24 protein-coding genes and 1 pseudogene are annotated in these 26,071 nt (G+C 63.3%); 16 read left to right on the forward strand and 9 right to left on the reverse strand.

Annotated elements, in window-relative coordinates; translation table 11 throughout:
- The first annotated feature begins 1,231 nt into the window (after positions 1-1,231).
- Both X727_RS141775 and X727_RS141770 read left to right on the forward strand, forming a co-directional pair.
- Positions 1,232-3,049 carry a type I secretion system permease/ATPase gene (locus tag X727_RS141775; RefSeq protein ID WP_023745602.1) on the forward strand — a complete coding sequence of 606 codons (1,818 nt, stop codon included), beginning with the start codon at positions 1,232-1,234 and terminating at the stop codon, positions 3,047-3,049.
- Between the two features lie 14 nt (positions 3,050-3,063).
- A complete protein-coding gene (locus tag X727_RS141770) occupies positions 3,064-4,395 on the forward strand; it encodes an HlyD family type I secretion periplasmic adaptor subunit (protein WP_245265815.1) in 1,332 nt (443 codons plus the stop codon).
- Here X727_RS141770 and X727_RS141765 read toward each other — a convergent pair whose 3' ends face one another.
- Positions 4,396-5,043 (reverse strand): ThuA domain-containing protein, encoded by a 648-nt coding sequence (locus tag X727_RS141765; RefSeq protein ID WP_023834881.1) that lies wholly within the window; start codon positions 5,041-5,043, stop codon positions 4,396-4,398.
- A gap of 257 nt (positions 5,044-5,300) precedes the next feature.
- Between X727_RS141765 and X727_RS141760 the strand changes: the two genes are divergently transcribed.
- Positions 5,301-5,945, forward strand: coding sequence for a YjbE family putative metal transport protein (locus X727_RS141760; protein ID WP_023667912.1), 645 nt, complete (start codon positions 5,301-5,303; stop codon positions 5,943-5,945).
- A gap of 13 nt (positions 5,946-5,958) precedes the next feature.
- Here X727_RS141760 and X727_RS141755 read toward each other — a convergent pair whose 3' ends face one another.
- Positions 5,959-7,344 (reverse strand): FAD-binding oxidoreductase, encoded by a 1,386-nt coding sequence (locus X727_RS141755; protein ID WP_023834882.1) that lies wholly within the window; start codon positions 7,342-7,344, stop codon positions 5,959-5,961.
- Between the two features lie 225 nt (positions 7,345-7,569).
- Between X727_RS141755 and X727_RS141750 the strand changes: the two genes are divergently transcribed.
- Positions 7,570-8,634, forward strand: a complete 1,065-nt coding sequence (locus tag X727_RS141750) for a LacI family DNA-binding transcriptional regulator (RefSeq protein WP_023834883.1) — start codon at positions 7,570-7,572, stop codon at positions 8,632-8,634.
- Here the strand turns inward: X727_RS141750 and X727_RS141745 are convergent.
- The 3 genes from X727_RS141745 to X727_RS141735 form a co-directional block, all read right to left on the reverse strand.
- Positions 8,622-9,554 carry an alpha/beta hydrolase gene (locus tag X727_RS141745; protein ID WP_023834884.1) on the reverse strand — a complete coding sequence of 311 codons (933 nt, stop codon included), beginning with the start codon at positions 9,552-9,554 and terminating at the stop codon, positions 8,622-8,624. The genes X727_RS141750 and X727_RS141745 overlap by 13 nt on opposite strands.
- A 64-nt stretch (positions 9,555-9,618) precedes the next feature.
- Positions 9,619-10,767 carry a Gfo/Idh/MocA family oxidoreductase gene (locus X727_RS141740; RefSeq protein ID WP_023834885.1) on the reverse strand — a complete coding sequence of 383 codons (1,149 nt, stop codon included), beginning with the start codon at positions 10,765-10,767 and terminating at the stop codon, positions 9,619-9,621.
- Positions 10,768-11,022: 255 nt separating this feature from the next.
- Complete coding sequence (locus X727_RS141735; RefSeq protein WP_023834886.1) at positions 11,023-11,784, reverse strand: DeoR/GlpR family DNA-binding transcription regulator; 762 nt, start codon at positions 11,782-11,784, stop codon at positions 11,023-11,025.
- A gap of 163 nt (positions 11,785-11,947) precedes the next feature.
- Between X727_RS141735 and X727_RS141730 the strand changes: the two genes are divergently transcribed.
- From X727_RS141730 to X727_RS141690, 9 genes are all read left to right on the forward strand, one after another.
- A complete protein-coding gene (locus X727_RS141730) occupies positions 11,948-12,748 on the forward strand; it encodes a class I fructose-bisphosphate aldolase (protein ID WP_023825959.1) in 801 nt (266 codons plus the stop codon).
- Positions 12,749-12,751: 3 nt separating this feature from the next.
- The gene (locus X727_RS141725; RefSeq protein ID WP_023834887.1) at positions 12,752-13,702 is read left to right on the forward strand and encodes a PfkB family carbohydrate kinase; all 951 of its coding nucleotides are present in this window, start codon (positions 12,752-12,754) and stop codon (positions 13,700-13,702) included.
- Positions 13,703-13,790: 88 nt separating this feature from the next.
- Positions 13,791-14,936, forward strand: coding sequence for an ABC transporter ATP-binding protein (locus tag X727_RS141720; RefSeq protein WP_023745612.1), 1,146 nt, complete (start codon positions 13,791-13,793; stop codon positions 14,934-14,936).
- 251 nt (positions 14,937-15,187) lie between these two features.
- Entirely contained in the window at positions 15,188-16,393 is a 1,206-nt protein-coding gene (locus X727_RS141715; protein ID WP_031204595.1) for a sugar ABC transporter substrate-binding protein, read from the forward strand.
- Between the two features lie 139 nt (positions 16,394-16,532).
- The gene (locus X727_RS141710) at positions 16,533-17,429 is read left to right on the forward strand and encodes a sugar ABC transporter permease (RefSeq protein ID WP_023729220.1); all 897 of its coding nucleotides are present in this window, start codon (positions 16,533-16,535) and stop codon (positions 17,427-17,429) included.
- A gap of 4 nt (positions 17,430-17,433) precedes the next feature.
- Positions 17,434-18,276 carry a carbohydrate ABC transporter permease gene (locus tag X727_RS141705; protein ID WP_023745614.1) on the forward strand — a complete coding sequence of 281 codons (843 nt, stop codon included), beginning with the start codon at positions 17,434-17,436 and terminating at the stop codon, positions 18,274-18,276.
- 39 nt (positions 18,277-18,315) lie between these two features.
- Positions 18,316-19,137, forward strand: coding sequence for a sugar phosphate isomerase/epimerase (locus X727_RS141700; protein ID WP_023745615.1), 822 nt, complete (start codon positions 18,316-18,318; stop codon positions 19,135-19,137).
- 4 nt (positions 19,138-19,141) lie between these two features.
- On the forward strand, positions 19,142-19,867 hold the full coding sequence (locus X727_RS141695) for a ribulose-phosphate 3-epimerase (RefSeq protein WP_023745616.1): 726 nt from the start codon (positions 19,142-19,144) through the stop codon (positions 19,865-19,867).
- Complete coding sequence (locus tag X727_RS141690; protein ID WP_023726305.1) at positions 19,867-20,889, forward strand: ROK family protein; 1,023 nt, start codon at positions 19,867-19,869, stop codon at positions 20,887-20,889. Before X727_RS141695 ends, X727_RS141690 begins: the two co-directional genes overlap by 1 nt.
- Positions 20,890-20,966: 77 nt before the next feature.
- Here the strand turns inward: X727_RS141690 and X727_RS1000000169135 are convergent, their stop codons facing one another.
- The 3 genes from X727_RS1000000169135 to X727_RS141680 form a co-directional block, all read right to left on the reverse strand.
- Positions 20,967-21,122 (reverse strand): hypothetical protein, encoded by a 156-nt coding sequence (locus tag X727_RS1000000169135; RefSeq protein WP_023834889.1) that lies wholly within the window; start codon positions 21,120-21,122, stop codon positions 20,967-20,969.
- A gap of 258 nt (positions 21,123-21,380) precedes the next feature.
- Positions 21,381-21,662, reverse strand: coding sequence for a hypothetical protein (locus tag X727_RS141685; protein ID WP_023726303.1), 282 nt, complete (start codon positions 21,660-21,662; stop codon positions 21,381-21,383).
- Positions 21,663-21,750: 88 nt separating this feature from the next.
- The gene (locus X727_RS141680; RefSeq protein WP_023726302.1) at positions 21,751-22,668 is read right to left on the reverse strand and encodes a LysR substrate-binding domain-containing protein; all 918 of its coding nucleotides are present in this window, start codon (positions 22,666-22,668) and stop codon (positions 21,751-21,753) included.
- 102 nt (positions 22,669-22,770) lie between these two features.
- Between X727_RS141680 and X727_RS141675 the strand changes: the two genes are divergently transcribed.
- The 3 genes from X727_RS141675 (at position 22,771) to X727_RS141665 (ending at position 24,971) form a co-directional block, all read left to right on the forward strand.
- Entirely contained in the window at positions 22,771-23,406 is a 636-nt protein-coding gene (locus X727_RS141675) for a DsbA family protein (RefSeq protein ID WP_031204597.1), read from the forward strand.
- Between the two features lie 52 nt (positions 23,407-23,458).
- The gene (locus X727_RS141670) at positions 23,459-24,067 is read left to right on the forward strand and encodes an NAD(P)-dependent oxidoreductase (RefSeq protein ID WP_023667893.1); all 609 of its coding nucleotides are present in this window, start codon (positions 23,459-23,461) and stop codon (positions 24,065-24,067) included.
- 166 nt (positions 24,068-24,233) lie between these two features.
- On the forward strand, positions 24,234-24,971 hold the full coding sequence (locus X727_RS141665) for an SDR family oxidoreductase (RefSeq protein WP_023834891.1): 738 nt from the start codon (positions 24,234-24,236) through the stop codon (positions 24,969-24,971).
- On the opposite strand, the pseudogene X727_RS06520 reads toward X727_RS141665, so the two are convergent.
- Positions 24,922-25,854 (reverse strand): annotated as a pseudogene (locus tag X727_RS06520) (LysR family transcriptional regulator). The gene X727_RS141665 and the pseudogene X727_RS06520 sit on opposite strands and share 50 nt — an antisense overlap.
- Between the last annotated feature and the right edge of the window lie 217 nt (positions 25,855-26,071).

Genomic DNA, 26,071 nt, shown 5'->3' on the forward strand with positions numbered 1-26,071 from the left:
ACCGGCGGCGGCGGTGGTAGTATCCTGACGCCGAACGTTACGCTCGCGACGGAGAACGACACCTCCGCGACGTTCAACTTCAGCTTCACCTACGACAAGGACCCTGCGGATAACGTCCAGACAGGCACGGCGGGCGGCACCCTCGTCTTCGACAAGGTTTTGGACACTTATACGATCACCCTGACCGACCCGCTCGAAGGCTTCAGCTTCGACCTTGTCCACACCAGTGAGCTCTTGTCCAAGCAGCCCACGGGCAACACAGGCCACCCGCAGATCGTATTGGAAAAGTTGCAGGCGGATGACCCGAACACGGCGGCTGACGAAGACTTCTTCGTGCAGTTCACGGCGAACTCGGTCACCAACAAGACCGGGTTCGGTCTTAACACGACCGGCGACAGTGACGGCCCGAACGCGACACCCGCTGACAAAGCGTGGAACCCCGGCGATCTGGTCACCAACAACCACGAGGATTGGGTGTCTGCGACGCAGACCACCAACGGTGTGGCCGGTGACACGATCCAGAAGGGCGAACTGCTCACGTTGCGGTTCTTCGACAACAACGTCGGTATCGCAGCCGAGGTGCTGCAAACGCCGCAGACCTCGGCCTTCGCCGGCAGCATGGCCATCAAGTTCGACGGCATCGGCAACAGCGAGGACCTGATGCTGATCCTCAACCTGGCCGACAACGGTGCCGACAACATCTTCGGCACCGCGGACGACACCTCGATCACGCGGGCTATGTACGTGTCGAACGGCGATATCTACAAGATGGGTCAGGTCCCGTCCCCCTACAATTCAGAGTTCACGCTCGACAACAATGACGGCCTCGTGATCATCGAGCAGAACGACTACAACGCAGCCGGCGAAGAGTACTTGCTGCAAGGTGTCCAGATCATGCAGTCGGGTAACGGGATCACCGGCAACGGCACGGCGATAGACCTGAACAGGGCGACCGGCGCGACCGGCGGGAGTAATGCGACCAGCAGCCTGGTGAACTTCGACGGCACCGACAACGACGTGCTGAAGATCGTGGACATCGCCTTCAGCACGACCGTGACCGAGACGCCATCAGCCAGTCTCGACTTCGCCTTCCAGGTGGCGGACGCGGACGGGGATATGACAGACATGCAGCACATACTTGTCGACGTCGCCTGACAGCTGACCGACGGGGGCGGCCAGCGCCGCCCCCGTATCAGCATCCGCGATCAGTTGCATGGGGGACGTCGTTTCAATGAAGAAAACCAAACAACCGCGCCCTGCCCTGCAGGTGGTGATGAAAGAGGCCAGACGCGCCATCCGGCCGCTTATCTGGTTCAGCGGCGGCATCAACGTGCTGATGCTGACCGGGGCGTTTTATATGCTTCAGGTCTATCACCGCGTGTTGTCCAGCCACAGCCTGGAGACGTTGGTGATGCTGTCGCTGATGGCGGCGGCGGCACTCGCGACAATGGCGGGGCTGGAAGTGGTCCGCGGCCGTCTTCTGGCTACCGTCGGATCGTGGATGAACGCGCGGTTGGGACCAGTTCTCCTGACGGCATCGGTCGAATATGCCGCCTCGGCGCCCGGTCAGGCCAACGCCCGTCCGTTGCGCGACCTGGATCAGGTGCGCAATTTCTTCACCAGCCCGAGCATCTTCCCGATCCTCGACGCGCCTTGGGCACCGCTGTTTTTCGCCGCCATATTCTTCATGCACCCCTGGCTTGGCTGGTTGGCGCTGGGCGGCGGGATCGTCCTGTTCGCGTTGGCGTTGCTCAACGAATACATCACACGCAGGCCGTTGACCGAGGCCGCAAGCGCACAGTCGCAGGCATACGTGCAGGCTGAGGCGGCAATCCGCAACGCCGAGGTCGTCCAGGCGATGGGCATGTTGAAGCCACTGATGGAGGGCTGGAAGGCGCAGCAGGACGAGGCAAACAAGGGACAGGTTCTTGCCGCCAATCGTGGCGGCGTCATCGCGGCCATCGCGCGTTGTCACCGGCAGGCCCTGCAGATGGCGATACTGGGTCTTGGCGCCTATCTGGTCCTTCGCAACGAGGCTTCACCTGGCATCATGATCGCCGCCTCGATCCTGATGGGGCGCGCATTGTCCCCGGTCGAGCAAGCGATCGGCACATGGAAGGCGACGGTGGGAGCGCGTGCCGCTTACCGGCGTCTCACCGCAGTCGCTGGACAGCATCTGGAGGTCACAGCGGTTCTGCCGCTGCCACGGCCGAAAGGCAGGTTCGAGGCCGAGAACCTTGTGCTTGGCCGCCAGGGTGGCGAGCCTATCCTGAAAGGGATCAGCTTCCAGCTCAAGCCCGGTGAAGCAATGGCGTTGATCGGCCCGAGCGGGGCCGGCAAGACAAGTTTGGCGCGAATACTGGCCGGTGCCTGGCGTCCATCCGGGGGGCGTGCCTTGCTGGACGGCATGGATGTTGCACAATGGGCGGCGGAGGACCGTGGTCACCATGTCGGTTACCTGCCGCAGGACATCGAACTCTTCGCCGGCACCGTCTCCGAAAACATCTGCCGCTTCGCGACACTCAACCCGGCGGTCTTCAACAACGTGGTCAAGGCCGCGCAGTTGGCGGGCGTTCACGAACTGATCAAGGGGCTGCCGAAGGGTTATGCCACCGAGATTGGCGAATCCGGCGCGGTGCTGTCAGGCGGGCAGCGCCAACGCATCGGGCTGGCGCGGGCACTCTACGGCGACCCGCCGCTCATTATCCTGGACGAGCCCAATTCCAACCTCGACCGCGACGGTGAGGACGCATTGATCGCAGCCCTTGGCGCGGTCAAGGCGGCGGGCGCGACCGTTATCCTGATCGCGCACCGACCAAACATCATGGAGAAAGTTGACAAGATATTGGTTCTCAACCGGGGCCAGCAAGATCTCTACGGTTCGCGCGACCGTGTCTTCAACGAACTCGCCGCGCGCATCCGCCAGGTCAATCAAATACCGGCGGCCCCGGCGCCAGAGATCTCCACCACCGTGATCGGCGTCAGCAATGGTGCAAGTCCCTCTCCAAAGCGTACGTTGGGCACGACTGTCGTGGCGAACCAGGCATGAAAACGAGAACCGATATGAACGTCGTGCCGTTACCCCTCCCACCACCCTCCCTGCTGGAACCGGTACCCTTGCGTCTTGCGGGCGTGACGTCTACCGGTTTCGCGATCATGGTCCTGTTCTTCGGCGTCGCCGGGGGTTGGGCGGCGCTGGCGCCATTGGACAGCGCCGCCGTGGCGCCGGGCGTTGTCAAGGTCGCCGGCGATCGCAAGCTCATCCAGCACCTCGAGGGCGGCATCATCGCGGAACTGAACGCCGCCAACGGTGATATCGTCACGGCCGGCAAGGTTCTCGTCCGGCTCGACGATACACAGGCAAAGGCGCAGCTTGACCTGATCCAGAACCGGATAGCCACGCGAGAGGCGCTGGCCGCGCGTCTGAGGGCCGAGCGTGACGACAAGGCCGAGATTGCGTTTGATCCGGCGTTGCTTGCAAACCCCGCCGCCGCCGTAAGGGACGCGGTGGCCGCGCAGCGCGACGTGTTCGCGGCGAAGCACCACAATCTGAAGGACGAACGGGAAATTCTCAGCCAGCGCCGTCAGCAGACCGAGGAAGAGATAACGGGACTGGAGCAGCTTATCGTCACCAAGGACAAGCAGATCGAGGCGATCGAGGGGGAAACCAAAGACCTCGAGAGGCTACTCAAAAAGGGGCTGACCACCCGCGAGCGGAACCTGTTGCTCAGACGACAACAGCAGGAGCTCGAGGGCGAGCGCGCCACCAACATCGCCGCAATCGCTCGTGCCAGAAGCGCCATGGCCGAGATCGACATGCAAATCCTGAACCTCGGCACTGTACGGCTGAATGAGGCCGTCGATGAGTTGACCAAGGTCGAGGCGGAGTTGTTTGACCTCAGACAGGGGGAGCGCGCCGCCAGGGACGTGCTTACCCGCACCGATGTCGTCGCACCGGTTGACGGCATCGTCATGGATCTGAAGGTCCACACCGCGGGCGGTGTCGTGAAACCCGGCGAGACGTTGATGACAGTCGTACCGCTCGGGCAACAACTCGTGGTCGAGGCCATGGTCAAACCAGAGGATGTCGAGACGATCACCGCCGGTCAGCCCGCGCGCGTCAGCTTCCCGGCCTTCGCACGCTACAACCTGCCGCCGCTCGATGGCGTCGTGGAGATCGTGTCGGCCGACCGCATGGTGGACGAGCGCAGCGGGGCACCGTATTTCGCCGCGACCGTGTTGATCGACAAAAGCGAGCTCGCCAAGCTGGAAGGCCGCAAGCTGCTGCCCGGCATGTCGAGCGAGGCGATGATCCGGACGGGTGCTCGCACCGTGCTTGCGTACCTCGCCGAGCCGATCACGCAGAACTTCCGCCGGGCAATGCGGGAAAAATAGTCAGGCCGCTCTGCTGGCCCACAGCACCCCACGCTCGAAGATGGTGCGCATTTGCGGGACGGAAAACTCATCCGCGGTGTGGCCGAGCGCGCTGAAGAAGACGCGGCCCTTGCCGTAGCGGCGCTTCCAGACCACGGGCATGACGACGCCGTCGATGAAGTCGAGATGCTCACCGCTGAACGTCGTCGTCGCCAGCACCTCGTTGCTCGGGTCGACATGCATGTAATACTGCTCGGAATGGTAGGCGAAACCCTCGATACCCCTGACGATCGGATCGTCGCTGATGATGTCGACACGGTAGTCGATGATGTCGCCGGGGTGCGCGACCCATTGGCCGCCGGTCATGAACTGATAGTTCGGCTCGTTGCGAAAACTGTCGCCGATGGTGCCGTGGAAGCCGGCAAGGCCGGTCCCGCCGCTGACGGCGGCGGCGAGGTTTTGCAGCTCCGGTTTATCGATCGTCGACATGGTGATCACCGGCACGATCAGATCGATGGCCGGGAGCTGCGGATCGGCAAGCGCCGATGTGCCCTCTTCTGTCCGCACCTCGAAGCCATGCCCGGTCAATATCTCGCTGACGACAGCGGCGCTGCGAGCCGGCGTGTGGCCTTCCCATCCGCCCCAGAAAATCAGTGCCGTCTTGCTCATGCTCGTCTCTCCTTTGGTCGGCAATATTGATAGGCAAGCGGAACGCTTTTGTCTTCCCTTCCATGATGGGCATTCTGGGACGGGCATTTCTGGTCGGAAATCACGACCCGGCGATGAATTCCGTGGATGAGGACCGATTGGCCGCGCTGGCGTCTTGTTTCAATGCCGGGCTGCACTCAAATCAGCTGTCTTCGCGTTTGCGCAGACATCGGTCCGATCCGCCGCAACCAGCCGGAGCCTTCCGGGGAGACCGCTCTATGAGTTTCGACCAGACGACTGTCGCCGCTTATCTGGAAGTCATCACCATCAACCTTGTGCTGTCTGGCGACAATGTCGTGGTGATCGGCATGGCGGCCGCAGGCCTCGCCAAGGCGTTGCGGCAGAAGGCGATCATCGCCGGCATTGCCGCGGCGGCGGTGATCCGCGTCGTCTTTGCGGTGATCGCGGTGCAACTGCTGGAAATTCCGGGGATCATGCTGGTCGGCGGCATGCTTTTGTTCTGGGTGTGCTGGAACATGTTCCAGGAGTTGCGCTCGGCCGGCGACGGCGAGGACGTCGACACTGAAGCCGTAGCACTTGCGACGGCGCGGCCGGCCAAGGCGCTGCGCACCGCGATCCTGCAGATCGTCGTCGCCGATGTCTCGATGTCGCTGGACAATGTGCTGGCCGTGGCGGGCGCCGCCGCCCACGACATGAATGCGCTGGTGTTCGGTCTCATCCTGTCGGTGGTTCTGATGGCGGTCGCCTCGACGCTGGTGGCGGCGCTGCTTGCCAGGTATCGCTGGATCGGCTGGCTCGGTCTGGCAATCATCGTCTATGTCGCGGGAAATATGACTCTGGACGGCGTCGAGCAGATGAGAACGGTCGACTTACACGCGCTGCTCTCGCCAGTTGCAAGCTAGATTCTCCTGGCGATCAAATGATATCGAAAATCCGCCCTGGGTTGAGAATGTTGTGCGGATCGAACGCCACCTTCAGCCGGCGCATGGCTGATATTTCGGCGTCGCTGCGCACGAGGTTCAGCCATTTCTTCTTGTCGAGGCCGATGCCGTGCTCGGCCGAGACGGCGCCACCGCATGCCGCCACGCCGCGATAGATGATCTCATAGGCGGCCGCCGGTTCCGTGGTGTCGACCTGATAGTGCAGATTGCCGTCGCCGAGATGGCCGAAGACGTAGATCTCGGCGCGGCTGTCGACGGCGTGGATCGCGGCTTCGGCGTTGCGCAGGAAACCCGCCATGGTCGCCAACGGGATGCTGATGTCGACGCCGATCATGCCCTCGATCGCAAACAGGAAGCGGTTGGCCTCTTCGCGCACATCCCATAGCGCACGGAATTCGCGTGGCGACTGCGAGACGACCACGTCGTCGACGATGCCGTCCTCGACCGCCTGCATCAGCACCGAAGCGAAACGCTCGCCGTCCAGCTCGGCCTGGCTGCCCTGGATCTCGGCCAGCACATAGACGGGCGCGCCGACAGGCAGCGGCGCCGGCGCGGCCATGCCGGCAATCATGGCGCCGTAGAGCGGCGAGAAGTTTACCTCATAGGCCGAAAGCAAGGGCCCGAGCCGCTGCTTGAGCAGGTCGAGCAGCGCAATGGCCGCCTCCAGCGAGCCAAGGGCGCAAAAGGCGGCAACCTCGGTGGCGGGCTTGGGATGCAGCCGCAGGCAGGCGCGAGTAACCACGCCCAGCGTGCCTTCGCTGCCAATGAAAAGCTGGTTGAGATCGTATCCCGAATTGTCCTTGGCCAGGCCACACAACGAAGTCAGGATCGAGCCGTCGGCAAGCACGGCCTCCAGCCCCAGAACCTGGGCGCGGTACATGCCGTAGCGCAGCACGCGAATGCCGCCAGCATTGGTGGCGATGTTGCCGCCGACCGTCGCCGTGCCGCGCGCGCCGATATCGACGCCGAACATCAGGCCGGACGCATCGGCCGCTTCCTGCACCATTTGCAGCGGCGCGCCGGCTTCCGCGATGATGGTTGCCGCGGCGCGGTCGGGCGCTTCGACCGCGGTCATGCGCTCCAGCGACAGCACCGCTTCGCCCGGCTGCACGCGCGCGCCGCCGGCCAGCCCGGTGCGGCCGCCATGGACGACCAGCTTCTGGCCGATACCACTGCATAGGCGCAGGATTTCGGCGACGTCGGCGGCGTTGCGCGGACGCAAGACCAGTTCGGGCTGGCCGCCGCCCTTGCCGGAGAGGTCGTCGCCATAGCGCGGATCGATAGCATCGCCGATCACAATCGCGGCGGCATCGAGCCGACGATATAGCTGGGAAAGAAGCCGATCGATCTGTTGTGTCATGGTGCCTGGACTTTTCAGCGCTCTTTGTGACCGAGACTTTGATGCGCGACAATTTTCGCGTCAATTGAACAAATTTACGCACGGTATAACCTGTCATTGCGCGTTGAACCCACTGACGTTTCCTGTAAATTTCGTCTGCCGTTGCGTGGCGGACGCGCCGGCTGCAGGACCGTGGGCAGCGTCAAGGGATGACCGAGGTTCTGGCGCGTGCCAGACGAGGATTGAATGCCGATGACGCACAAGACGATGGAGGATTTCGCCCGCTCCTGCGGCGTCTCCAGGCCGACGCTGTCGAAATATTTCGACGATCCGACCAGCGTCAAGCCGGCAACGCGCAAGCGCATCGAAGAGGCGTTGCGGTCGTCCGACTACCAGCCCAATCTGTTTGCCCGCAACCTCAACCGCAAGCGCACCCGCGCCATCGGCATTGTCGTACCGACGGTCACCGATCCCTTCTATTCCGAAATGGTCAGCCGCATCGAGCTCAGGCTGCGCGACGAGGGCTACTGGCCGATCGTCATCTCCTCGCATGGCTCAACCGAGCTCGAAATGGAGGCGACACGTACCATCCTGTCGCTGAAAGTTTCGGGCGCGCTGATCGCGCCGCTCGGCTTGCGTTCGGACCGGCGCACGCTGGAGAAGCTGACCCAGACAATGCCGGTCGTCTATTTCGACACCTATCTTGAAGGCGGCACGCCCTTTGTCGGCAACAACAATGCCCAGAGCGTCTCGACCATCGTCGACTATCTCTGCCGCTCCGGCGACGCCCCGATCTATTTCGACATCCCGCATGTCAATCACAATTCGCCGGAGCGCCTGAACAGTTACGTCGCCGCGATGCGTCAGCTTGGCCAGGAGCCGGTGGTTATCGGCAACACCCGAGACTACACATGGGATTTCGAGCGCATCGGCTACGAGCAGATGGAACAGATGCTCGGGGCCAGCGGCCTGCCGGGCAAGACCAGAGGTCTGCCCGGCAAGACCGGGGGTCTGCCCGGCAAGACCATACTGTGTGCGAATGACCGCCTGGCCTTCGGCGTGATGGCGGCAGCCTTCGCGAAAGGGCTGAAGATCGGCCGCAAGGCCGATTGCGACCTGCGTATCGCCGCCCATGACGACCATCCGCTGAGCCGCTACACCTGCCCCGCACTGACCACCATCGCGCAGGATTTTGCCGCCATGGCGGGGCGCAGCGTCGAGACACTGCTCGCTTTGCTCAACGAGGATACGGCAAACGTCGCGCCGAAGGTCAGCCTCGACGCCGCCCTGGTGATGCGTCAGTCCGCTTGAGCCTTTCCAAAGGCAGGATCGAAGCTTCGCCACGCGGCAATGGCGGCGGCAACCGCCTGTCTCGCTGCCGGGCCGTGACGGCCCATCGAGACGAAGCCGTGGATCTGACCGGGCCAGTGTTCCAGCACGACCGGCACGCCGGCCTGCTGCAGACGCCTGGCATAGGCCTCGCCTTCGTCGGCGAGGATGTCGTGACCGGCGATGGCGATGAAGGTGGGCGGCGCACCGGCGAGGCTTTCCGCCTTCAGCGGTGAGGTACGCCAGTCGCCGATGTCGGCGGCATTGCGGATATAATGGTCGCGGAACCAGGCCATGCTCGAGGCGGTCAGGCCAAAGCCTGCGGCGAAGCGGCGATAGCTGTCGGCCGTCTGCCCGGCATCGGTGTTGGGATAAAACAGAAGCTGCGCTGCCGGCGGATTTTTGTCCCCCCGCGTGAGCAGGCCGAGCACCGTGGCGAGATTGCCGCCGGCGCTGTCGCCGGCAACCGCGATGCGGGCAGCGTCGATGCCGAGTTCGTCCGCGGCGCTTTGCATGAAGGCAAGTGCCGCTCGGCAATCCTCTATTGCCGCCGGGAATTTGTGTTCCGGCGCCAGCCGGTAGTCGACGGAAACGACGACAGCGCCTGCCTCGTTGGCGAACCAGCGGCAGATCTCGTCATGCGAGTCGAGATTGCCGATTACCCAGCCGCCGCCATGGAGATAAAGCAGCGCCGGAGCGCCTGCCGAAGGCGCGCCCTGCCCGCGATAGATCCTGAGCCTCAGCGGACCGCCGGGTCCTGCAATGATGCGCTCGCTGATCGACGCGACCAGCTCGCGCTCGCCTTGCAGGGTCGGGAAGCCTTCATTGTAGGCGCGGCGCGCCTGCTCAGGCGTTCCCGTTTCGAACGGCGGCGCGCCGGCCTGGCTGCCGAGCTCGAGCACATGCCGGGCCTCCGGATCTAGGGGCGACGGGGACGGTGGCGATGGCGTCACGGGCGAACCTCCGTCAGGCAAGCAGGGTTGCGGCTTCGTCTTCGCCAAGCAGCGGCGGCTGGTCGACCGTGCCGTTGACGGCAACCGAGCCACGGCTTTCGCCCGAAGCCAGGATCGCCTCCATGATCTCAAGCACATGCAGCGCCAGCTCACCGGAGGCGCGCGGCTTTCTGCCCGTGGCCAGCGCGCGCGCCAGATCGGCGACGCCGAGCATGCGGTAATTGGCGCGGTCGGGCGCGGAATAGGGCCAGTTGCGGGCGCCGTAGAGTTCGCTCTCGCTGGCGAAAACGGCCCAGTCGGCGCCACGTTCCGACAGCGAGACCGTGCCGCCGAACGTGTCGGGATCGGGCAGCCTGAGCGAGCCTTCGGTGCCGTGCAGTTCGATCGGATGGTTGGAGTGTTTGAACACATCCCATGAGGCGCCGAAGGTGACGGTGGCGCCCGAGCGGAATTCGAGCAGCGACATTATGTTGGTCGGCGTGCCGACCTTGAATGTCGTGTTCTTGAACGGCCCGTCGGCCGTGATCAGCCTCTCCTCCTGGCCGCGCGTCGCCATCGCCATGACGCGCTCGACCGGCCCGAGCAGGTTGACCAGCACGGTCAGGTAATAGGGACCCATGTCGAACACCGGACCGCCGCCGGGCTGATAATAGAATTGCGGATTGGGATGCCAGTGCTCCATGCCCCGTCCCATCATGAAGGCGGTGCCGGTCACCGGCTTGCCGATCGCGCCGTCATCCATCAGCCGGCGCGCGCGGCGGCCGGCTGTACCCAGGAATGTGTCCGGCGCCGAGCCGATCAGCAGGCCGCGCTTCGCGGCCTCGGCGACAAGGCGGCGGCCGTCGGCGGCGGAAGTTGCCAGCGGCTTTTCGGTGAAGACATGCTTGCCCGCCGAGAGCGCTGATAACGAAATGTCGAAATGCGCCGCGGGGATTGTCAGGTTCAGCACGAGGTCGATATCGGGGTCGGCCAGCAGCGCGTCAACGCCCAGGGCGCGGATGCCGTATTCCCTGGCGCGCAGCTCAGCCATGTCAGCGGAAATGTCGGCGCAGGCGCGTAGCTCGACACCACCGAAGAGCGCTGCATTGCGCAGATAGGTCATCGAGATGTTGCCGCAGCCGATGACACCGATGCCGAGCTTTGTCTCTGATTTTCCGTGCATTTCCAGCTTTCCTCCCAAGCCAAGGGCATGCTGCGCAACCGTTGCAGTTCCCACGACCCCCCGCAATCCGCTATACAGGACTTTAAATGTTGACGCGCGTAAAATTTTTATAGAGCATGTGAGAGTTCTGGCGCAGGATTGGGAGGCCGCCAGCGTGAGGAGGAGAACATGACCGGCATGAAAAACGGCCGACGGCCGCTGCGAAGCCCGTGGGTCATGCGCGCTTTCCGTCGCGCATCAGAGACCGGGATGGGTTCAGGCATAGATCACCTTGGCCCCGATCCTATCAAGCTCGCTGCGTATTGGACCGGGCAGGCCATCGTCGGTGATCACCACATCGACGGCCGACAGCGAAAATGCCTTGGACGTCCCGCTGACGCCCCATTTGCTCGAATCGGCGAGCAAGACAACGCGCCGGGCCATGCGAACGAGGTTTCGCTTCGTTCGCGCCATGTCTTCGTTCACGTCGACCACATCCAGTGACGAGTCTATCGCATGCGCTCCAACAAAGACCTGATGCGCTACCAGGCCGCCGAGAGCCGTATCGGCATCGGTGATCAGCGTGCTCACCGTGTCGGGATAGACCCGGCCGCCGATCATATGAACGTCGAGCCCGGGACGATGCATAAGATGCTGCACGATGTTCATGGCCGTGGCCGCGACCACGACATTGCTGAGCGGCGGTAACTGCATGGCAAGCTGCATCAAGGTCGAGCCACCGTCGAAGATGACCGACTGGTTGTGCTCGAAAAGGTCGAGCGCCGCCCGGGCGATGCGCTTCTTTGCGTCGAGGTTCGTTTGCATCCGCCGCGCGAACGCGGCCGTCGTCGAATCGGTGGTCCGGGTCACCGCCCCTCCACGGGTCTTGGTCAGCAGTCCCTTGCGGTCCAGTATTTCGAGGTCGGAGCGCACCGTGACCTCCGACACGCCAAACCCGTCCGACAGGTCCTTGATGCGAACCTGTCCGCTGCGTTGCACCTCGCTCAGGATCGATTGGCGTCTCTGCTCCGACAACATTGCCCTGCCCTTGCCTGCCTGCGCCGAGCAATCGCGCCGGCCTCGGCTCACCTTACCGAAAAATATGGAGATTCGAAAGCTTTCGAAAGATTGTTTTTCTTTTTTCTTTCGGAAACACTGGATCGAGCATTTTTAAATCAACCGATCAGGGAATTTTGGACTCATGAGCCTAGGAACCAAGGTGCGCCTCGCGCGCCTCTTCTCGCATCCATCGGGGAACCTTTTTGGCGGCGCGGTCGACCACTTCGTCGGCTATGGCGACGTGCGCAAAGGCGGCCTTGCCGACCTGCCGGGTGCGCTCGCACGCGTCATGGCGGGCAAACCCGACTACGTCAGCATCCAGCCTGGCACCGCGCGCCATCTGTGGCCGCAATATGCGGGCAAAGCTTCCCTGGTGATTCAGGCGGGCTGCTTCACCGCGGACGATCGCATCAGCGAGTTGATCGCAACGCCCGAGGACGCGGTGCGCGCGGGGGCCGATGCGTTGGCCGTGGCCATTCCGGTGCGCGGCGCGACGGAGGGCAAATACATACGCTGGCTGACCGATTCGGTGAATGCGGCGGCCCGCTACGGCATGCCTGTGGTGGCGCATATCTACCCTCGCGATTTCACCGACGGAGCAAAGATCGTCTTCACCCCCGACGAGATCGCCTATGCGGCGCGCATCGGCTACGAGTCCGGCGTCGACGTGATCAAGATCGGCTACACCGGGGATTTCGAGTCATTCAAAGAGACCGTCCGGACCTGCCCGGTGCCGGTTGTCATCGCGGGCGGTCCAAAGACCGATACGCTGCTCGGCGCGCTTCAGCAGACGGCGGACGCCATCCGTGCCGGCGCGCACGGCGCCGTGGTCGGCCGCAATCTCTGGGGGCACGGCGATCCGGAGAAGGCAGCGCTTGCCTTTCGCGGCGTCATCCATGACGGCCTTTCGGCGCAAGACGCCCTGGCGAAGGCGGGTGCCTGAACGATGCCCACCATCCCCTCGATCCTCGGCTTCGGCGCTATTGCGATCGACGACATCGTCTACGTCGATCAGCCATTGTCGGCGGGCAAGGGTAAGGTTCTGCAAAGTACCCGCGCCTTCGGGGGAAATGTCGCGACGGCGCTGGCCGCTGTCGCGCGGCTCGGCGGAACCGCCGGGTTCGTCGGATGGCTGGCCAGTGCCGCGGACGACGCGGTGCAGCTCGATCTCGTGGCGAGCGGTATTGAAACCGCATTCGCGCCGCGCCATCCCGACGCGCGCCCGGTGCACTCGCGGATCACCGTCGGCTCGGACGGGGAAAGGTTCATCGCGTATGACGACGATGCGATGCTGGGCACAGCTCCGGACTTTCCGGACGATATCCTCAGCCGCGCAACCGTCCTGATCGTCGATAGCTATGCGAACGGGTCGCTGGATGTCGTGGCTCGGGCTCGCGATCTCGGCCTTGCGATCCTCGGCGATATCGAATGGAGCAGCGGCCCCGCCACGGAGCGGCTGATCGCGCTCTGCGACCATCTCATTCTTCCACTTAGCTTTGCACGGACTGCCACGGGGCGCCGATCGCCTGCCGAGATGCTCGATGCCTTGTGGTTGCCATCGCGATCCGCCGTGGTTCTGACCGATGGAGGCAGGGGTGTGTACTATCGCGGCCGTGAAGAGACAGGTCTCTGGCACCTGCCCCCGCACCGGGTTGCGGTCGTCGACTCCACAGGCGCGGGTGACTGCTTTCATGGCGCCTATGCCTATGCGTTGACGCGCGGAGCCGACACCGCGGGCCGGGTGGCATTCGCGGCCGCGGCGGCGGCCGTTTCGATAACGGGGCGTGGCGGGCGCGAGGCGCTTCCGACCGAGGACCAGGTCACGCAACTCCTGGCATCGGCGAACGCGCCGTCAGCAGTCGACCTGAAAAATGCGCATGTGGATGCTGGAGCATGACCTGAAACGATCCGACGAAACGTTTCGCAGGCGAACACAAGCCCAGGAGAATCATAAAAATCAGGGCTTATATTTGGGAGGGAGGAATATGGCAGAAGTCATTCTTGAGAATATCTGCAAAACCTACGGGAACAGTTTTCGCGCAATCGACCAGTTGAACCTGTCGGTTAAGGACGGCGAGTTCTTGATCCTCGTCGGGCCTTCCGGCTGCGGCAAATCCACGGCGTTGCGAATGATCGCGGGGTTGGAAGACATCACCAGCGGCAGCCTTCGGATCGGCGGGGTCGACGTCGTCGACATGCCGCCCAAGGACCGCGACATCGCGATGGTGTTCCAGAGCTACGCGCTCTACCCGCATATGACGGTATCCGAAAACATCGCCTTTTCGATGCGGCTGGCAGGCAAGCCGAAGGCCGAGCGCAAGAAGCGCGTGGACGAGATCGCCAAAACTCTTCAGCTGACGTCTTTGCTGGACAGCAAACCCGCGAACCTGTCAGGCGGGCAGCGTCAACGGGTTGCCATGGGCCGCGCCATGGTGCGCGAGCCGGCCGCCTTTCTCATGGACGAGCCGCTTTCCAATCTGGATGCGAAACTGCGTGTGCAAATGCGCGCCGAAATCACCAGCCTGCAAAAGCAGCTCGGCGTCACGACCATTTACGTGACCCACGATCAGATCGAAGCGATGACGATGGGCGACAGAGTCGCGGTGTTGAAAGGCGGTGTGCTGCAGCAGGTCGACACACCCAAGAGGCTCTATGAATCGCCGGTTAACGCCTTCGTTGCCGGCTTCATCGGCTCTCCTTCGATGAACCTTTTCGAGGCGACCCTGAAGGGCGGCGAGCTCGCTTTTCGCGACTTCGCCGTCCGGCTGCAGGATGCAGCCTTCGTGCGCAGGCCGGCCTTGAGGTCGTATGCGGGACGCAAGGTCGTGTTCGGGATCAGACCGGAGGATCTTTATGACAGCAGCCTTGAATCCGGTCGCAAGTTTCAGACGATACCGGCCAGGGTGACCTCGATCGAGGAACTCGGCTCCGAACAGATCGTCCACATGAACATCGACGCGGTCCGGGTGGACTCCGGCGATCCGGATGCGGTGGACGATTTCGGCCTGGCGTCGAACGCGGTGGCGAGGTTCGAGCCGATCAGCGCCGTCCGCTCCGGCTCGGAAATCCGGTTGGCCGTGGATGATGCCAAGTTCCATTTCTTCGATCCCGAAACGCATCTGGCGATCTGAAGATCTGCGGAAGACCGCAGGCGGGAGCGAGGTGCCTGCGGAAGATACAAGAAGGCTTCTGAATGAACAGACGATCGTCCGCATTGTGCGGCCGATCTTGAAGAAGGAGGAGAAAATGATGTTTCGGATACGACCCGCGATGCTGAAAATAGCCGCGGCCGCATGGTTGCTTGGTGCAACCGGCGCCATGGCGGACACGACGCTGGAATTCACCCAATGGTGGGAGCCCGAATTGCCGGCCGGCTCGCTGTTTGGCCTGCCGATGGCGNGCAACCGGCGCCATGGCGGACACGACGCTGGAATTCACCCAATGGTGGGAGCCCGAATTGCCGGCCGGCTCGCTCAGGGCAATCATGAACGACTTCGAGGCTGCAAACCCCGGCATCAAGGTGACGCTGGTCAGCGGTCCCTATGCGACCACGCGAGACCAGATCTCGGTCGGCGCCGCAACCGGAACGCTTAGCGACGTCGTCGGTCTCGACGGCGCCTGGGTGAACAATCTGAACGCGCAGGGTGCGCTGGCCGACATGAACCCGATGATGGATGCGAGCGGGTTCGACAAGACCCAGGTCGCGGATATCATCAAGGTGGACGGCAAGGCGGTGATGTTTCCCGTGGCTTCGTTCGTCTATCCGGTCTTCGTCAATCTGGACCTCGCCGCCCAGGCAGGCGTGACCAAGCTGCCGTCGACCCGCGGGGAGTTTCTCGAAGCCGCCAAGAAGATGACCCACGCCGACAAGAACCAGTATGGCTGGGTGCTGCCCTTGTCGCTGCAAACGCCGTCCGGTGTCCAGAACGACCTGATGTCGTGGGTCTGGGCCTCGGGCCAATCGATGATGGTTGAAGGCAAGCCGGCTCTCGAGGGCAAGCCGGTCGTCGATATGCTCACCTTCGTCAAATCGCTGAACGACGCCGGCGTCATCTCGCCCGGCATTGCCACCAAGACCGAGCAGGAAAAGGTCGAGGAATTCGTCAACGATCGGGTCGGGATGATGATCGACTCGCTCGCGCATGTGAACCTTATTCGCGAACGCAATCCCAAGCTGAACTTCGACCTCATCCCGGTCCCGGTCGTGGCGGACTACAGCGGCAAGCGCGGCCTTCCCTACGCCTCCTGGGGCATCGGCATCTCCGCCGCCTCGAAACATCAGGATGAAGCCTGGAAGCTCGTCCAATATCTGATGAGCGAAAAGGTGAATGCCAAGCTCGTGTCGCTTGCAAACGCCTTCCCGGGCAACGTCAACGCCAAGCCCGATTTCGTGACCTCGGACAAGGCTTTCGCCAAGGCTTTCGAAATCTTCAAGACCGGCTATCTCGCCAACGAGTTCACGGGCCTGCCGGTGGCTGAAGACCTGATGACCCAGTTCGACGTGGAGGCTCAGAAGATGCTTGCCGGCGAGCAGTCTCCGGAACAAGCCGCAACCAACGCTCAAAAGGGCTGGATGGCGAAATTCTGAGCGGCCCATTGCCCGTTTGCTATCTTCCACCGGGTGGCCCGGCCTCGCCAGGCCACCCGTCAACAACGGATCGGCAATTTGAGATGGACCTTTTTTTGAAGCGCACCTTCCTCTTGAAGGCACATCCCAGGGATCGCACATGACCGGGCAGAAGCGCTCCCACCATCGACTGAAACGAGCGGTCGCACCCTATCTCTATCTGTCACCCTCGCTCCTCATAATCGGCCTGTTGATGCTGCTGCCGATGGTGACGGTGATTGGCTATTCGTTCCAGAACAGCGCGGTGCTGCGTCGCGACCCGTCCTTTGCCGGATTGAAACACTACCAGGCGATCTTTGCCGATCCGGTGTTCTGGGCCTCGCTGTGGCACACGCTCTACTTCACCTGCATGAGTGTCGTCTTCCATATGACCATCGGCATGCTCTTCGCACTCATGCTGAACAGCGACCGCATCAATCCGACGCTGCGCAATGTCCTGCGCGTGCTCTACATACTGCCCTGGCTGTTCACCGCGGTGATTATCGCGGTGATCTGGCGCCTGCTGCTTGAGCCGAACGGTGTCGTCAACAGCGTTCTCATGCAGATGGGCATCATCGGTTCCAAGGTCGAGTGGTTTTCCTCGCCCGCGACCGCGCTGCACGCCGTCACCTTCGCCAATATCTGGGCGGGCTACCCGCTTTTCATGGTCAGCCTGCTCGCAGGCTTGCAGGGCATTCCCAAGGATTTCTACGAGGCCGCCGATATCGACGGCGCGAAGGCCTACCAGAAGCTGATCTTCATCACCATTCCGCAGCTGATGCCGATCATCATCAGCATCTCGCTGCTCGACTTCATCTGGACCATGCAGGTCTTTCCATTGATCTGGATAACGACGGGTGGCGGTCCGATCTACTCGACCGAGGTCCTCAGCACCTACACGTACAAGCTGGCGTTTTCGAGCTACAACCTGTCGCAGGCCTCGGCGAGCGCCGTGGTCATCCTGCTGATCTCTCTCGGCCTGACGCTGTTCTACATCCGCTATCAAAAGGCTCGGTAGTCACATGAGGAAAAGACACACACCGAAAGACAGGCTGATCACCGCCGCGCTCCATGTCGCGCTTGCCGCAGGCCTCTTGTTCGCGGCCTTCCCGATCTACTGGATGCTGAGCAGCTCGTTCAAGTCGAATACCGAAATCTTCGCCCTGCCGCCAACCGTCCTGCCGAAGGCCTTCACGCTGGAAGCGTATGCGGCCATCCTTGGTGATCCGGTAAAGCTGCGCTTCTTCTTCAACAGCTACTTCGTCGCCGGAGCGGTGACCGTGCTGACGGTGCTGATCGCCTTGCTGGCAGCCTATGGGTTCAGCCGTTTCAATTTCCGCGGCAAGGGCAGCCTCAACACTCTCATCATCAGCACGCAGACGATCCCGCCGATCACGCTTTTGATCCCCTTCTTCGGGCTTGTCGTCTCGTATGGCATCTTCGACACCTATGTCGCGCTGATCCTGACCTATCTGGTGTTTACGCTGCCCTATGCGATCCTGCTGATGACGGGATATCTGAACACCTTGCCCCGCGACCTCGATGAAGCGGTGGCTGTCGACGGCGGCACCAGTTGGACCGCACTGTGGCGGGTGATCGTCCCGATTTCACTGCCTGGTATCGTGGCGACGTCGGTCTACACCTTCCTGTTGTGCTGGAACGAATTTCTCTTTGCGCTGACACTGACGAAGTCGACGTCCATGCGCACCGTCCCGATCGGCATCCAGTTGTTGATGGGGCAACACGCCTTCGAATGGAACCAGATGATGGCGATGAGCGTGCTCGGCTCGCTGCCGCTCCTGGTCATCTACCTGGTTGCCCAGAGGTTCTTCCTCGCCGGCATGACCGCGGGCTCGGTCAAGTAGGGTATCCCTCGAACGGAGGTGGAATCAAGGAATGAAAGGATGACCGTGAAAGACCTGAAAGTCGGCTGCCAGACCTTTACCTGGGAAATGCTGGGCGACCGTTTTGCCGGCGGCCCGGACGATCTGCTCAAGGCGATCGCCAATGGCGGCTATGCCGGCATCGAGATTACCGACACGATGATCGGCCGCTATGCCGGCAAGCCAAAGGAGTTCGCGGCCGCGCTGAAATCATCCGGGCTGACGCTCGTCTCCTTCGCCTTCGGCTCCAAGAGCGGTTTCACGCTCAGGGATGAGATCGGCGCCGACCTCGAGACCGCCAAACGCTGGATCGACTTCGCCGCCGCCTTTCCCGGCGCGCTGGTGTCGATGGGCTCGGCCACGATCGTTTCCGACGGGCCGCGCGACGACAAGTTTGCCATCGCCGCCGAGGTCTACAACAAAGCCGGCGAGCTCGGGCGCGAGGCCGGCGTCCAGGTCGCGGTGCATCCAAGCTCGCATCACAACACGCTGCTGTTCGACCGCGCCGACTACGACCGCATCTTCGGGCTGCTCGACGCCTCGCTGGTGGGCTGGGTGCCCGACACCGGCCACATCTTGCGCGGTGGCCAGGACATGGCGGATACGCTCACCACTTATCGCGACCGCATCCGCTATGTGCATCTGAAGGATGTCGACGCGAATGGAACCTGGGCGATGCTCGGCAAGGGCGTCTGTGACACGGCGAAGGTGATCGAGATCGCTGGTGCTGCACCCAATTTCAACGGCTGGCTGGTGCTGGAGGAAGAGTCCGAAACGGCCGCCGCCGACCCTGCCGGCGCGGTCAAGACCAACCGCCAGACAATGCGCGGCTACGGAGCCTGAGACGATGACGACGAACAAGCCCCTGTCCGGCCCCGCCGCAATTGCCGCCCTGCCGCGCAACCGGCTTATCGGCGAGTTTTCGCTGTGGTCGGCCGACCTCGCCAATATGGAGCGCGATTTGAAGCGCATCGAGACCCATGCCGATGTCCATCATATCGACGTCGCCGATGCCCGCTTCACCCCTGGCTTCCTGTTCTTCCCGGATCTGGTGGCGCACATCGCCAAGCTCACCGCAAAGCCTGTCCATGTCCATTTGATGGTCGAAGCCGAGATCGTCGAGGAACAGACGCGCCAGTTCATCGAGGCCGGCGCCGACCTGATCAGTGTGCACGCCGAAAACGGCGAGACCGGTCTGCGTGCCGTGAAACTGGCGCGTGAACTCGGGGCCGAGGCCGGCGTGGTGCTGCGGCTGGAAACACCGGTCGCGGCCGTCACGCCGTTCCTGCCGGAAGTGGCGTTCGTGACGCTGCTCGGCACTTCCATCGGCGTCAAGGGCCAGAGCCTGTCCGATCAAGCGTGTCCGCGCCTGATCGAGGCGCGCGCGCTGATGCGCAAAGCCGGCCGCGAGGCCGACATCGTGCTCGCCGCCGATGGCGGCATCCGCCACGAGACCGTGCCGCTGCTGCGCGCCGCAGGTGCGGAAACCGTGGTGCTGGGCTCGCTGGCCTTCGGCGATCCCGACCTTGCCCGGCGCATGGCCTGGCTGCACGGGCTGGAGGTCGCCGCCTGATGACCAAGCTTGCGCTCGCCTTCGATCTCGGTGGCACGGCGCTGCGCGGTGCGCTGGTCGAAAGCGATGGCCGTATCGTCGCTCATGCTTCAGCGTCGACGCTTGCCGGTGCGGGATCGGAGGCGGTGATCAGCCAGATCGTCGCTTTGGCAGGCACGCTGCTTAGGGAACACCCGCAGGCAAAGGTCGCCGGCATCGGCGTCGGTGCGCCGGGGCCACTCGACCCCAAGGCGGGGATCGTCATTGCGCCGCCAACGCTGGCCGGCTGGCATGATGTGCCGCTGATCGACATTCTGGGGCGGCATTTCGGCCTGCCGGTGCGGCTGGAAAACGACGCCAATGCGGCGGCGCTCGGCGAATGGCGTTTTGGCGCCGGACGCGGCAGCGGATCGCTGGTGTTCGTGACCGTATCGACCGGCATTGGCGGCGGCGTCGTCGCCGATGGCCACATCTATCACGGCAGGCGCGGACTGGCGGCCGAGATCGGCCACATGACCATCACCGGTGAAGGCGACCGCTGCTTTTGCGGCGCCATCGGCTGCTTCGAGGCCGTTGCCTCCGGAACCGCGCTCGGCCGCCGCGCCACGCGACTGACCGCGCCGGGCGACGGCTCGCTCTTACGACGGCTGTCAAATGATGGCGACGTCTCGGCCAGGCATGTCGTAGAGGCTGCCAAGGCCGGCGACGCCAACGCTCTCGACCTGATCGAGGCGGAAGCACAATGGCTGGGCATCGGCTTCACCAACCTGCTTCATCTCTATTCGCCCGATCTGATTGTCATGGGAGGCGGCCTTTCCAACGGGTTCGACCTTCTGGCACCGTCGATCAGAGCGGTCATCCAGCAGCGGGCGATGCCGGCCTATCGCGACGTGCCGATCGTGCAGGCTGAACTCGGCGACCGCGCCGGGCTGATCGGCGCCGCCAGCCTGATCCTGTGGGAAGGCGGTGCGCCGCTGGCGATGGCGCAGGACGACAAGGACAGAGGCGCGACCCCCGATGCCACGGAGGCACGCCATGGCTGAACTCGAGCTGCGCGGCGCGCGCGAAGATGGTGAATGGTCCAGTTTGAATGCAGCGCCAAGGTCCCCGAAGAGGACCCCTACCCTTCGCGATTCCAGCTGGCGTATTTTCGGATCGTTTGCCGCTTGTCTTCCGACAAGCCAACAAGGAGATTCTCCTCGAGATAGCCTTGCCGGATGAGATTGGCGAAGACCTGTATTAGCTGTGAATAGCGATAGTCGAACATCTGGTCCATCTTCCGTCGCTGCTGCAGCAGAAGTCTTCGACATCCCACATTTCGGAAGGCGTTGCCGCAACGTGGGCCCTGCTCTTGAGTTCAGCCAGCATCTTGTCGAGCGCCACCTTCAGCGCTGCGTCATAGGCAGTGCGGGCGACTTTCTTTTCGGACGGAGACCATTTCTCATCAGCGGTCATCGACTGTCTCTCTCAAGTTCGCGGCGGCCGTCATCCGGTAAAACCTGGGACGCAGGACAACCCCGCCGTTGGGACCAATCTACTTTCCGCAATGGTGATCGTTGACCTTGTTCAGCGCATTCGCGTCCGGCCCGACCCGGTCGTAAGAGCACGGGCCGGCCGCCGTGGTGATCAGCATCTTGTCATAGTAGCGCGGGCCGCCGAACAGGGCATAGACGAGGTCGCGATGGGCGGGAACGTAGCGTTGCTCCGGTTCCGGCTGGCGATGGCGGTGCTTCTTCTCCTTGGCGAGCGCTGCGGTAGACAGGCTGCAGCCAAGCGCGAGAACAAGGGCGGAGATCGCGAGGATCTTGATGGTCATCGGCAATACCCTTCTGACGGTTCGGAATCGCAGCATATCCAAAAGCGTGGGCCGAACAAAGGTTCCCTGATTACCATAGCCAGCGAAATCAGCCTGTAACGGCACTGCGCGCGCGCCGCCGTTCGGCTGCAACCAGGAGGTCGACGAAAGCGCGCACCTTGGCCGGCCTGAAGCGCGCCGGCGGGAAGACGGCATGGATGCCACCGGACGGCAAGGTCCAGTCCGCGAACACCCGCACCAGCCGGCCGCGCGCAATGTCGTCGGCGACACTGTAATCCGGAAAGATGCCGAGGCCGATGCCGGCCAGCACGCAGGACAGCACGCCTGGTGTCTTGTCGCAGCTGACGACGGGGTTGAGTTCGGCCAGCACCGTTTCCGTGCCCCTCGAGAACAGCCATTGGCCGACCCCGCGCAACTGGGCGTTGCCGACCCAGGGCAGCGACTTCGCCTGCCTGGGGCTGGCTTCCCCAGGCAGCCTGGCGGCCAGTTCCGGGCTGGCGACGACGAATTGCTGCAGGCTGCCCAGCCGCCGCGCCAGATTGCTGGAATCGGCAAGCCAGCCGACGCGGATGCCAAGATCGATCTGCTCGTCGACCAGGTTGCTGACCGCATCGTCGAAGATCGTCTCGACCCGCATTTTCGGGTATTTTCTGATGTAGGCGGCGATGGTCGGCGCCACGACCTTCTCGCCATAATCGAGCGGCGCCGTCAGCCGCAGCGTCCCCGTCGGCTGCGCCGCTCGCTGCGAAATGTCGCCATAGGCTGCCTCCGCCTCGCGCAGGATGATCGCGGTCCGGTCATAGAACAGACGACCCTCTTCGGTCGCCGTCACGCGCCGGGTCGTGCGCCGCAACAGCGTAGCGCCAAGCTCTTCTTCGAGCTTGCCGACCTGATGGCTGACCACAGCCTTGGCAACATCGAGACGGTCGGCAGCGGCCGTGAACGAGCCGGTCTCCACCACGGTGGCGAAGTAGACGAGCCGGTTGAGATTGAGGAGTTCGGTCACAGGCCGCTCATTGTCCGATTTTATCAGACAGTTTGTATGATTGATCGCTATTTTTCGCAAGCCGTCCAGCTGTCATCTATCGGGCAACAGAATGAGGCCGCCATGACCAATGTAACCCTAACCTATCTTTTCGACCCGCTCTGCGGTTGGTGCTATGGCGCCACGCCGATGCTGGATCGACTGGCCGCCGGGACCGCGCTCGAACTGCTGCCGGTGGGGCTTTTCTCCGGTGCCGGCGCGCGGCCGCTGGATGCAGGCTTCGCCGCCCATGCCTGGGACAATGACCAGCGCATCGCACGGCTGAGCGGACAGCGCTTCAGCCAGGCCTATCTCGACAATGTGCTCAATGTCAGCGGCACCTTGCTCGATTCTTCCGCTGCCACCATGGGCATCAACGCCGCCGGACTGGACGACTGGCGCCAGGAACTTGCGGCACTGAAGGCGATCCAGCATGCCCGCTATGTCGACGGCCGCGATATTGTGACGGTTGACGGCGTCGCCGCGGTACTGGCCGACGCCGGCATGAGCGACGCGGCAAAGCTTTTGAAAGCGCCGACGCAGGCGTTTCTGGCGAAGCATGACGACCTGGTCAGCCGCGGGCGGACATTGTTCCAGCGGCTGCATGCCAATGGCGTTCCCGCGCTCGCGGTGATCGGCCAAACGGCGCCGCGCCTGATCGGCGCCAACGCGCTGTTCGGCAGCTACGACAATCTCGTCGCTCACATCGAGGCGGCGTAGTCCCAGAAATTCTCCCCAGACGAAATTCTCCCCAGACGAAAGGAAAATCCCCATGAAAATCGCACTTATCGGCGCGTCCGGCCAGGTCGGCTCCCGCCTGCTTAAGGAACTCTCCGATCGCGGTCACAGCATCACCGCCATTGCCCGGCATCCAGACAAGATCGCGGCACTTCCGGGCGTGACTGCCAAGAAGGGCGACGTCTTCGACAAGGATGGCCTTGCCGCCCTGATCAAGGGTCATGACGCGGTGATCTCCTCGGTTCATTTCCTCGACAGCGATCCCGATACGCTTATCGCAGCCGTGCGTGCTTCCGGCGTCAAACGCTACCTCGTCGTCGGCGGCGCCGGCAGCCTTGAGGTTGCGCCCGGCAAGCGCCTGGTCGACACGCCGACCTTCCCTGATATCTACAAGGCCGAGGCGCAGAAGGGCGCCGACTTCCTCGACACGCTGCGGACGGTCGACGATCTCGACTGGACCTTGCTGTCGCCTTCGGCGCTGTTCGTCGCCGGCGAGCGGACCGGCAAATACCGCATCGGCAAGGACACGCTGCTGACGTCCGACAAGGGCAGCAGCATTTCCTTCGAGGACTATGCCATCGTCATGGCCGACGAGATCGAAAAGCCGGCGCATATCAAGCAGCGCTTCACGGTCGGCTACTGAGCGCACTTCATTGACAGGTGGGCCACTCGACGGAGCGGCCCGCGCCGGTTCCTATAGACGATAGTGCCATCGGAGTCTCCGATGGCACTATCGCTTTCTTCCGTTTCCACTCCTGCCGCCGGCCTGCGAACTCTCGCCCGGAGCGGTTCAGGACAGGAACGGAAACATGGCAGACATAGACATCTCAAAATCGAAAATCATTATCGTTGGCGGCAGCTCCGGAATGGGGCTGGCGTTGGCAAGGCGGTGCCTGGTCTCAGGCGCCGAAGTCATCATCGTCGGCCGCAGTGAAGCCAGGCTCAAGCGTGCCGGCGAGGCGCTGCAGAACCCTTCCGCTTTGAGCGCCGTCGCGGCCGATATCGCCAGGGAGGATCAGTTCGCTGACCTGTTCAAGCGAATTGGCCGGCTCGACCATATCGTCAGCACCGCCGCCGACATCGAAGGCGCCTATGAGCTATTGCCTTCAGTCGACCTGAAGGCGGCGCAGCGGGTCGTCGAAAGCAAATTCTACGGGCCGCTGCTGCTCGCCAAGCATGGCGCGCCGCAGCTTTCGGCCAACGGCTCCATCACCTTCACCTCAGGCATCGCCGCCTACCGGCCGGCGGCGCGCGGCTCGGTCGTTGCCGCTGTCAACGCTGCGCTGGAAGCGTTGGTGCGGGCGCTGGCGGTCGAGTTGGCGCCGGTCCGTGTCAACGCCGTCTCGCCGGGCTGGGTCGACACGCCGATTTGGAGTTTTGTGGCCGGCGACAAGAAGGACGAGACGCTCGATGCAATGGCCAGGCGCCTGCCGGTCGGCCGCGTCGGGCAACCGGACGACATCGCCGATGCCATCGCCTTTTTGATGGGCAATGGTTTTACGACAGGGACGGTTCTGCATGTCGAGGGCGGTCACCGGCTGATCTGAGCGCAGCGAAATTCCTGGCCGCGGCCGCCAGCAGCAGTTTCAGCGCCGGCGGCTGGACGCGCCGGCGGCGCCAGATCATGACCAGCGACGCCGTGCGGGCCGGACCGGCCACGGCAATTCGACGATCTCGCCGCGATCGAGCGCGTCGGCAACGGCCAGCCGCGGCACCAGGCCCATGCCGACACCAGTCGCCACCAGGCCCGCAATGGCGCCGATGCTGCCGACTTCGGCGGCAAGTTTCTGGCGCTGCCATCTCGGCAAAGGCAGTGTCGAACAGATGCCGGTAGACGCATCCGGTTTCCGTCACCACGAAACGCATCGCGGCGAGCGCGGCCAGGTCGCTCTGCCCCGATGCGGGCGCATGTTCGGGTGAGGCGACAAGGACCAGCGGCTCGGCCGATATCGTGCGCCGGGCCAGGCGTTCATCCAGACCGCCCTTGTCGAAACAGAAGGCGACGTCGATCTCGCTCTCTTCGAGCTGCCGCAGCAGGGCATCGCTGCCGGCGATTTTGAGCCGCAGACCGATCTCCGGGTGGTCGCCTCGAAAGGCCGCCAGCCATTGCGGAAGTTTGACAGTGGCAATCGTCTCCAGCGCGCCGACCGTAACCGTTCCGGCGGTCATTCCCGTCGTTGCCTCGGCGGCAATACGCGCCTCCTCCGCCAGTTGCAGAATCTCTTCCGCATAAGGTTTCAGCGCGTCGCCGGCCGTCGTCAGGTCGAGGCCGTGGCGCGAGCGGATGAAGAGGACGATACCAAGTTCGCTTTCCAGCGACTGGATCTGGTCGCTGACGCTCGACTGCGCCAGATGAACCTCCCGCGCTGCGCGGGTGATGTTGCGGTGCCGCGCCACGGCGAGGAAGGTCTTGAGCAATCGTGGGTGCATGCCGTTTCCGGATCTGGTCTCAGTCCGATATTTCGGGCTTGGCCGGTCCATTTGCAACCCTGGTCCATTTGCAACCCCGGTCCATTTGCAACCCATTGACGCCGGCGTCATCTGGTTGCGGCAGACCAAGGGGCCAGAATTTCGCGGCAATGACCCGCAAGTTTTCCCACGGCCGGCGCGGTGGCCCAAGAGATCGCCTCTGGCAGATCGCATCGCA

This window comes from Mesorhizobium sp. L103C105A0 (assembly GCF_000502215.1).
Lineage (GTDB): Bacteria > Pseudomonadota > Alphaproteobacteria > Rhizobiales > Rhizobiaceae > Mesorhizobium.

Bases quoted from the DNA above. Each gene is read 5' to 3' on its own strand.
- X727_RS141770 (WP_245265815.1), top strand. From the start codon at position 3,064: ATGAACGTCGTGCCGTTACCCCTCCCACCACCCTCCCTGCTGGAACCG.
- X727_RS141755 (WP_023834882.1), bottom strand. From the start codon at position 7,344: ATGACACAACAGATCGATCGGCTTCTTTCCCAGCTATATCGTCGGCTC.
- X727_RS141750 (WP_023834883.1), top strand. From the start codon at position 7,570: ATGCCGATGACGCACAAGACGATGGAGGATTTCGCCCGCTCCTGCGGC.
- X727_RS141735 (WP_023834886.1), bottom strand. From the start codon at position 11,784: ATGTTGTCGGAGCAGAGACGCCAATCGATCCTGAGCGAGGTGCAACGC.
- X727_RS141740 (WP_023834885.1), bottom strand. From the start codon at position 10,767: ATGCACGGAAAATCAGAGACAAAGCTCGGCATCGGTGTCATCGGCTGC.
- X727_RS141720 (WP_023745612.1), top strand. From the start codon at position 13,791: ATGGCAGAAGTCATTCTTGAGAATATCTGCAAAACCTACGGGAACAGT.
- X727_RS1000000169135 (WP_023834889.1), bottom strand. From the start codon at position 21,122: ATGGACCAGATGTTCGACTATCGCTATTCACAGCTAATACAGGTCTTC.
- X727_RS141695 (WP_023745616.1), top strand. From the start codon at position 19,142: ATGACGACGAACAAGCCCCTGTCCGGCCCCGCCGCAATTGCCGCCCTG.
- X727_RS141710 (WP_023729220.1), top strand. From the start codon at position 16,533: ATGACCGGGCAGAAGCGCTCCCACCATCGACTGAAACGAGCGGTCGCA.
- X727_RS141775 (WP_023745602.1), top strand. From the start codon at position 1,232: ATGAAGAAAACCAAACAACCGCGCCCTGCCCTGCAGGTGGTGATGAAA.
- X727_RS141725 (WP_023834887.1), top strand. From the start codon at position 12,752: ATGCCCACCATCCCCTCGATCCTCGGCTTCGGCGCTATTGCGATCGAC.
- X727_RS141675 (WP_031204597.1), top strand. From the start codon at position 22,771: ATGACCAATGTAACCCTAACCTATCTTTTCGACCCGCTCTGCGGTTGG.
- X727_RS141730 (WP_023825959.1), top strand. From the start codon at position 11,948: ATGAGCCTAGGAACCAAGGTGCGCCTCGCGCGCCTCTTCTCGCATCCA.
- X727_RS141690 (WP_023726305.1), top strand. From the start codon at position 19,867: ATGACCAAGCTTGCGCTCGCCTTCGATCTCGGTGGCACGGCGCTGCGC.
- X727_RS141765 (WP_023834881.1), bottom strand. From the start codon at position 5,043: ATGAGCAAGACGGCACTGATTTTCTGGGGCGGATGGGAAGGCCACACG.
- X727_RS141685 (WP_023726303.1), bottom strand. From the start codon at position 21,662: ATGACCATCAAGATCCTCGCGATCTCCGCCCTTGTTCTCGCGCTTGGC.
- X727_RS141670 (WP_023667893.1), top strand. From the start codon at position 23,459: ATGAAAATCGCACTTATCGGCGCGTCCGGCCAGGTCGGCTCCCGCCTG.
- X727_RS141665 (WP_023834891.1), top strand. From the start codon at position 24,234: ATGGCAGACATAGACATCTCAAAATCGAAAATCATTATCGTTGGCGGC.
- X727_RS141760 (WP_023667912.1), top strand. From the start codon at position 5,301: ATGAGTTTCGACCAGACGACTGTCGCCGCTTATCTGGAAGTCATCACC.
- X727_RS141705 (WP_023745614.1), top strand. From the start codon at position 17,434: ATGAGGAAAAGACACACACCGAAAGACAGGCTGATCACCGCCGCGCTC.
- X727_RS141700 (WP_023745615.1), top strand. From the start codon at position 18,316: ATGACCGTGAAAGACCTGAAAGTCGGCTGCCAGACCTTTACCTGGGAA.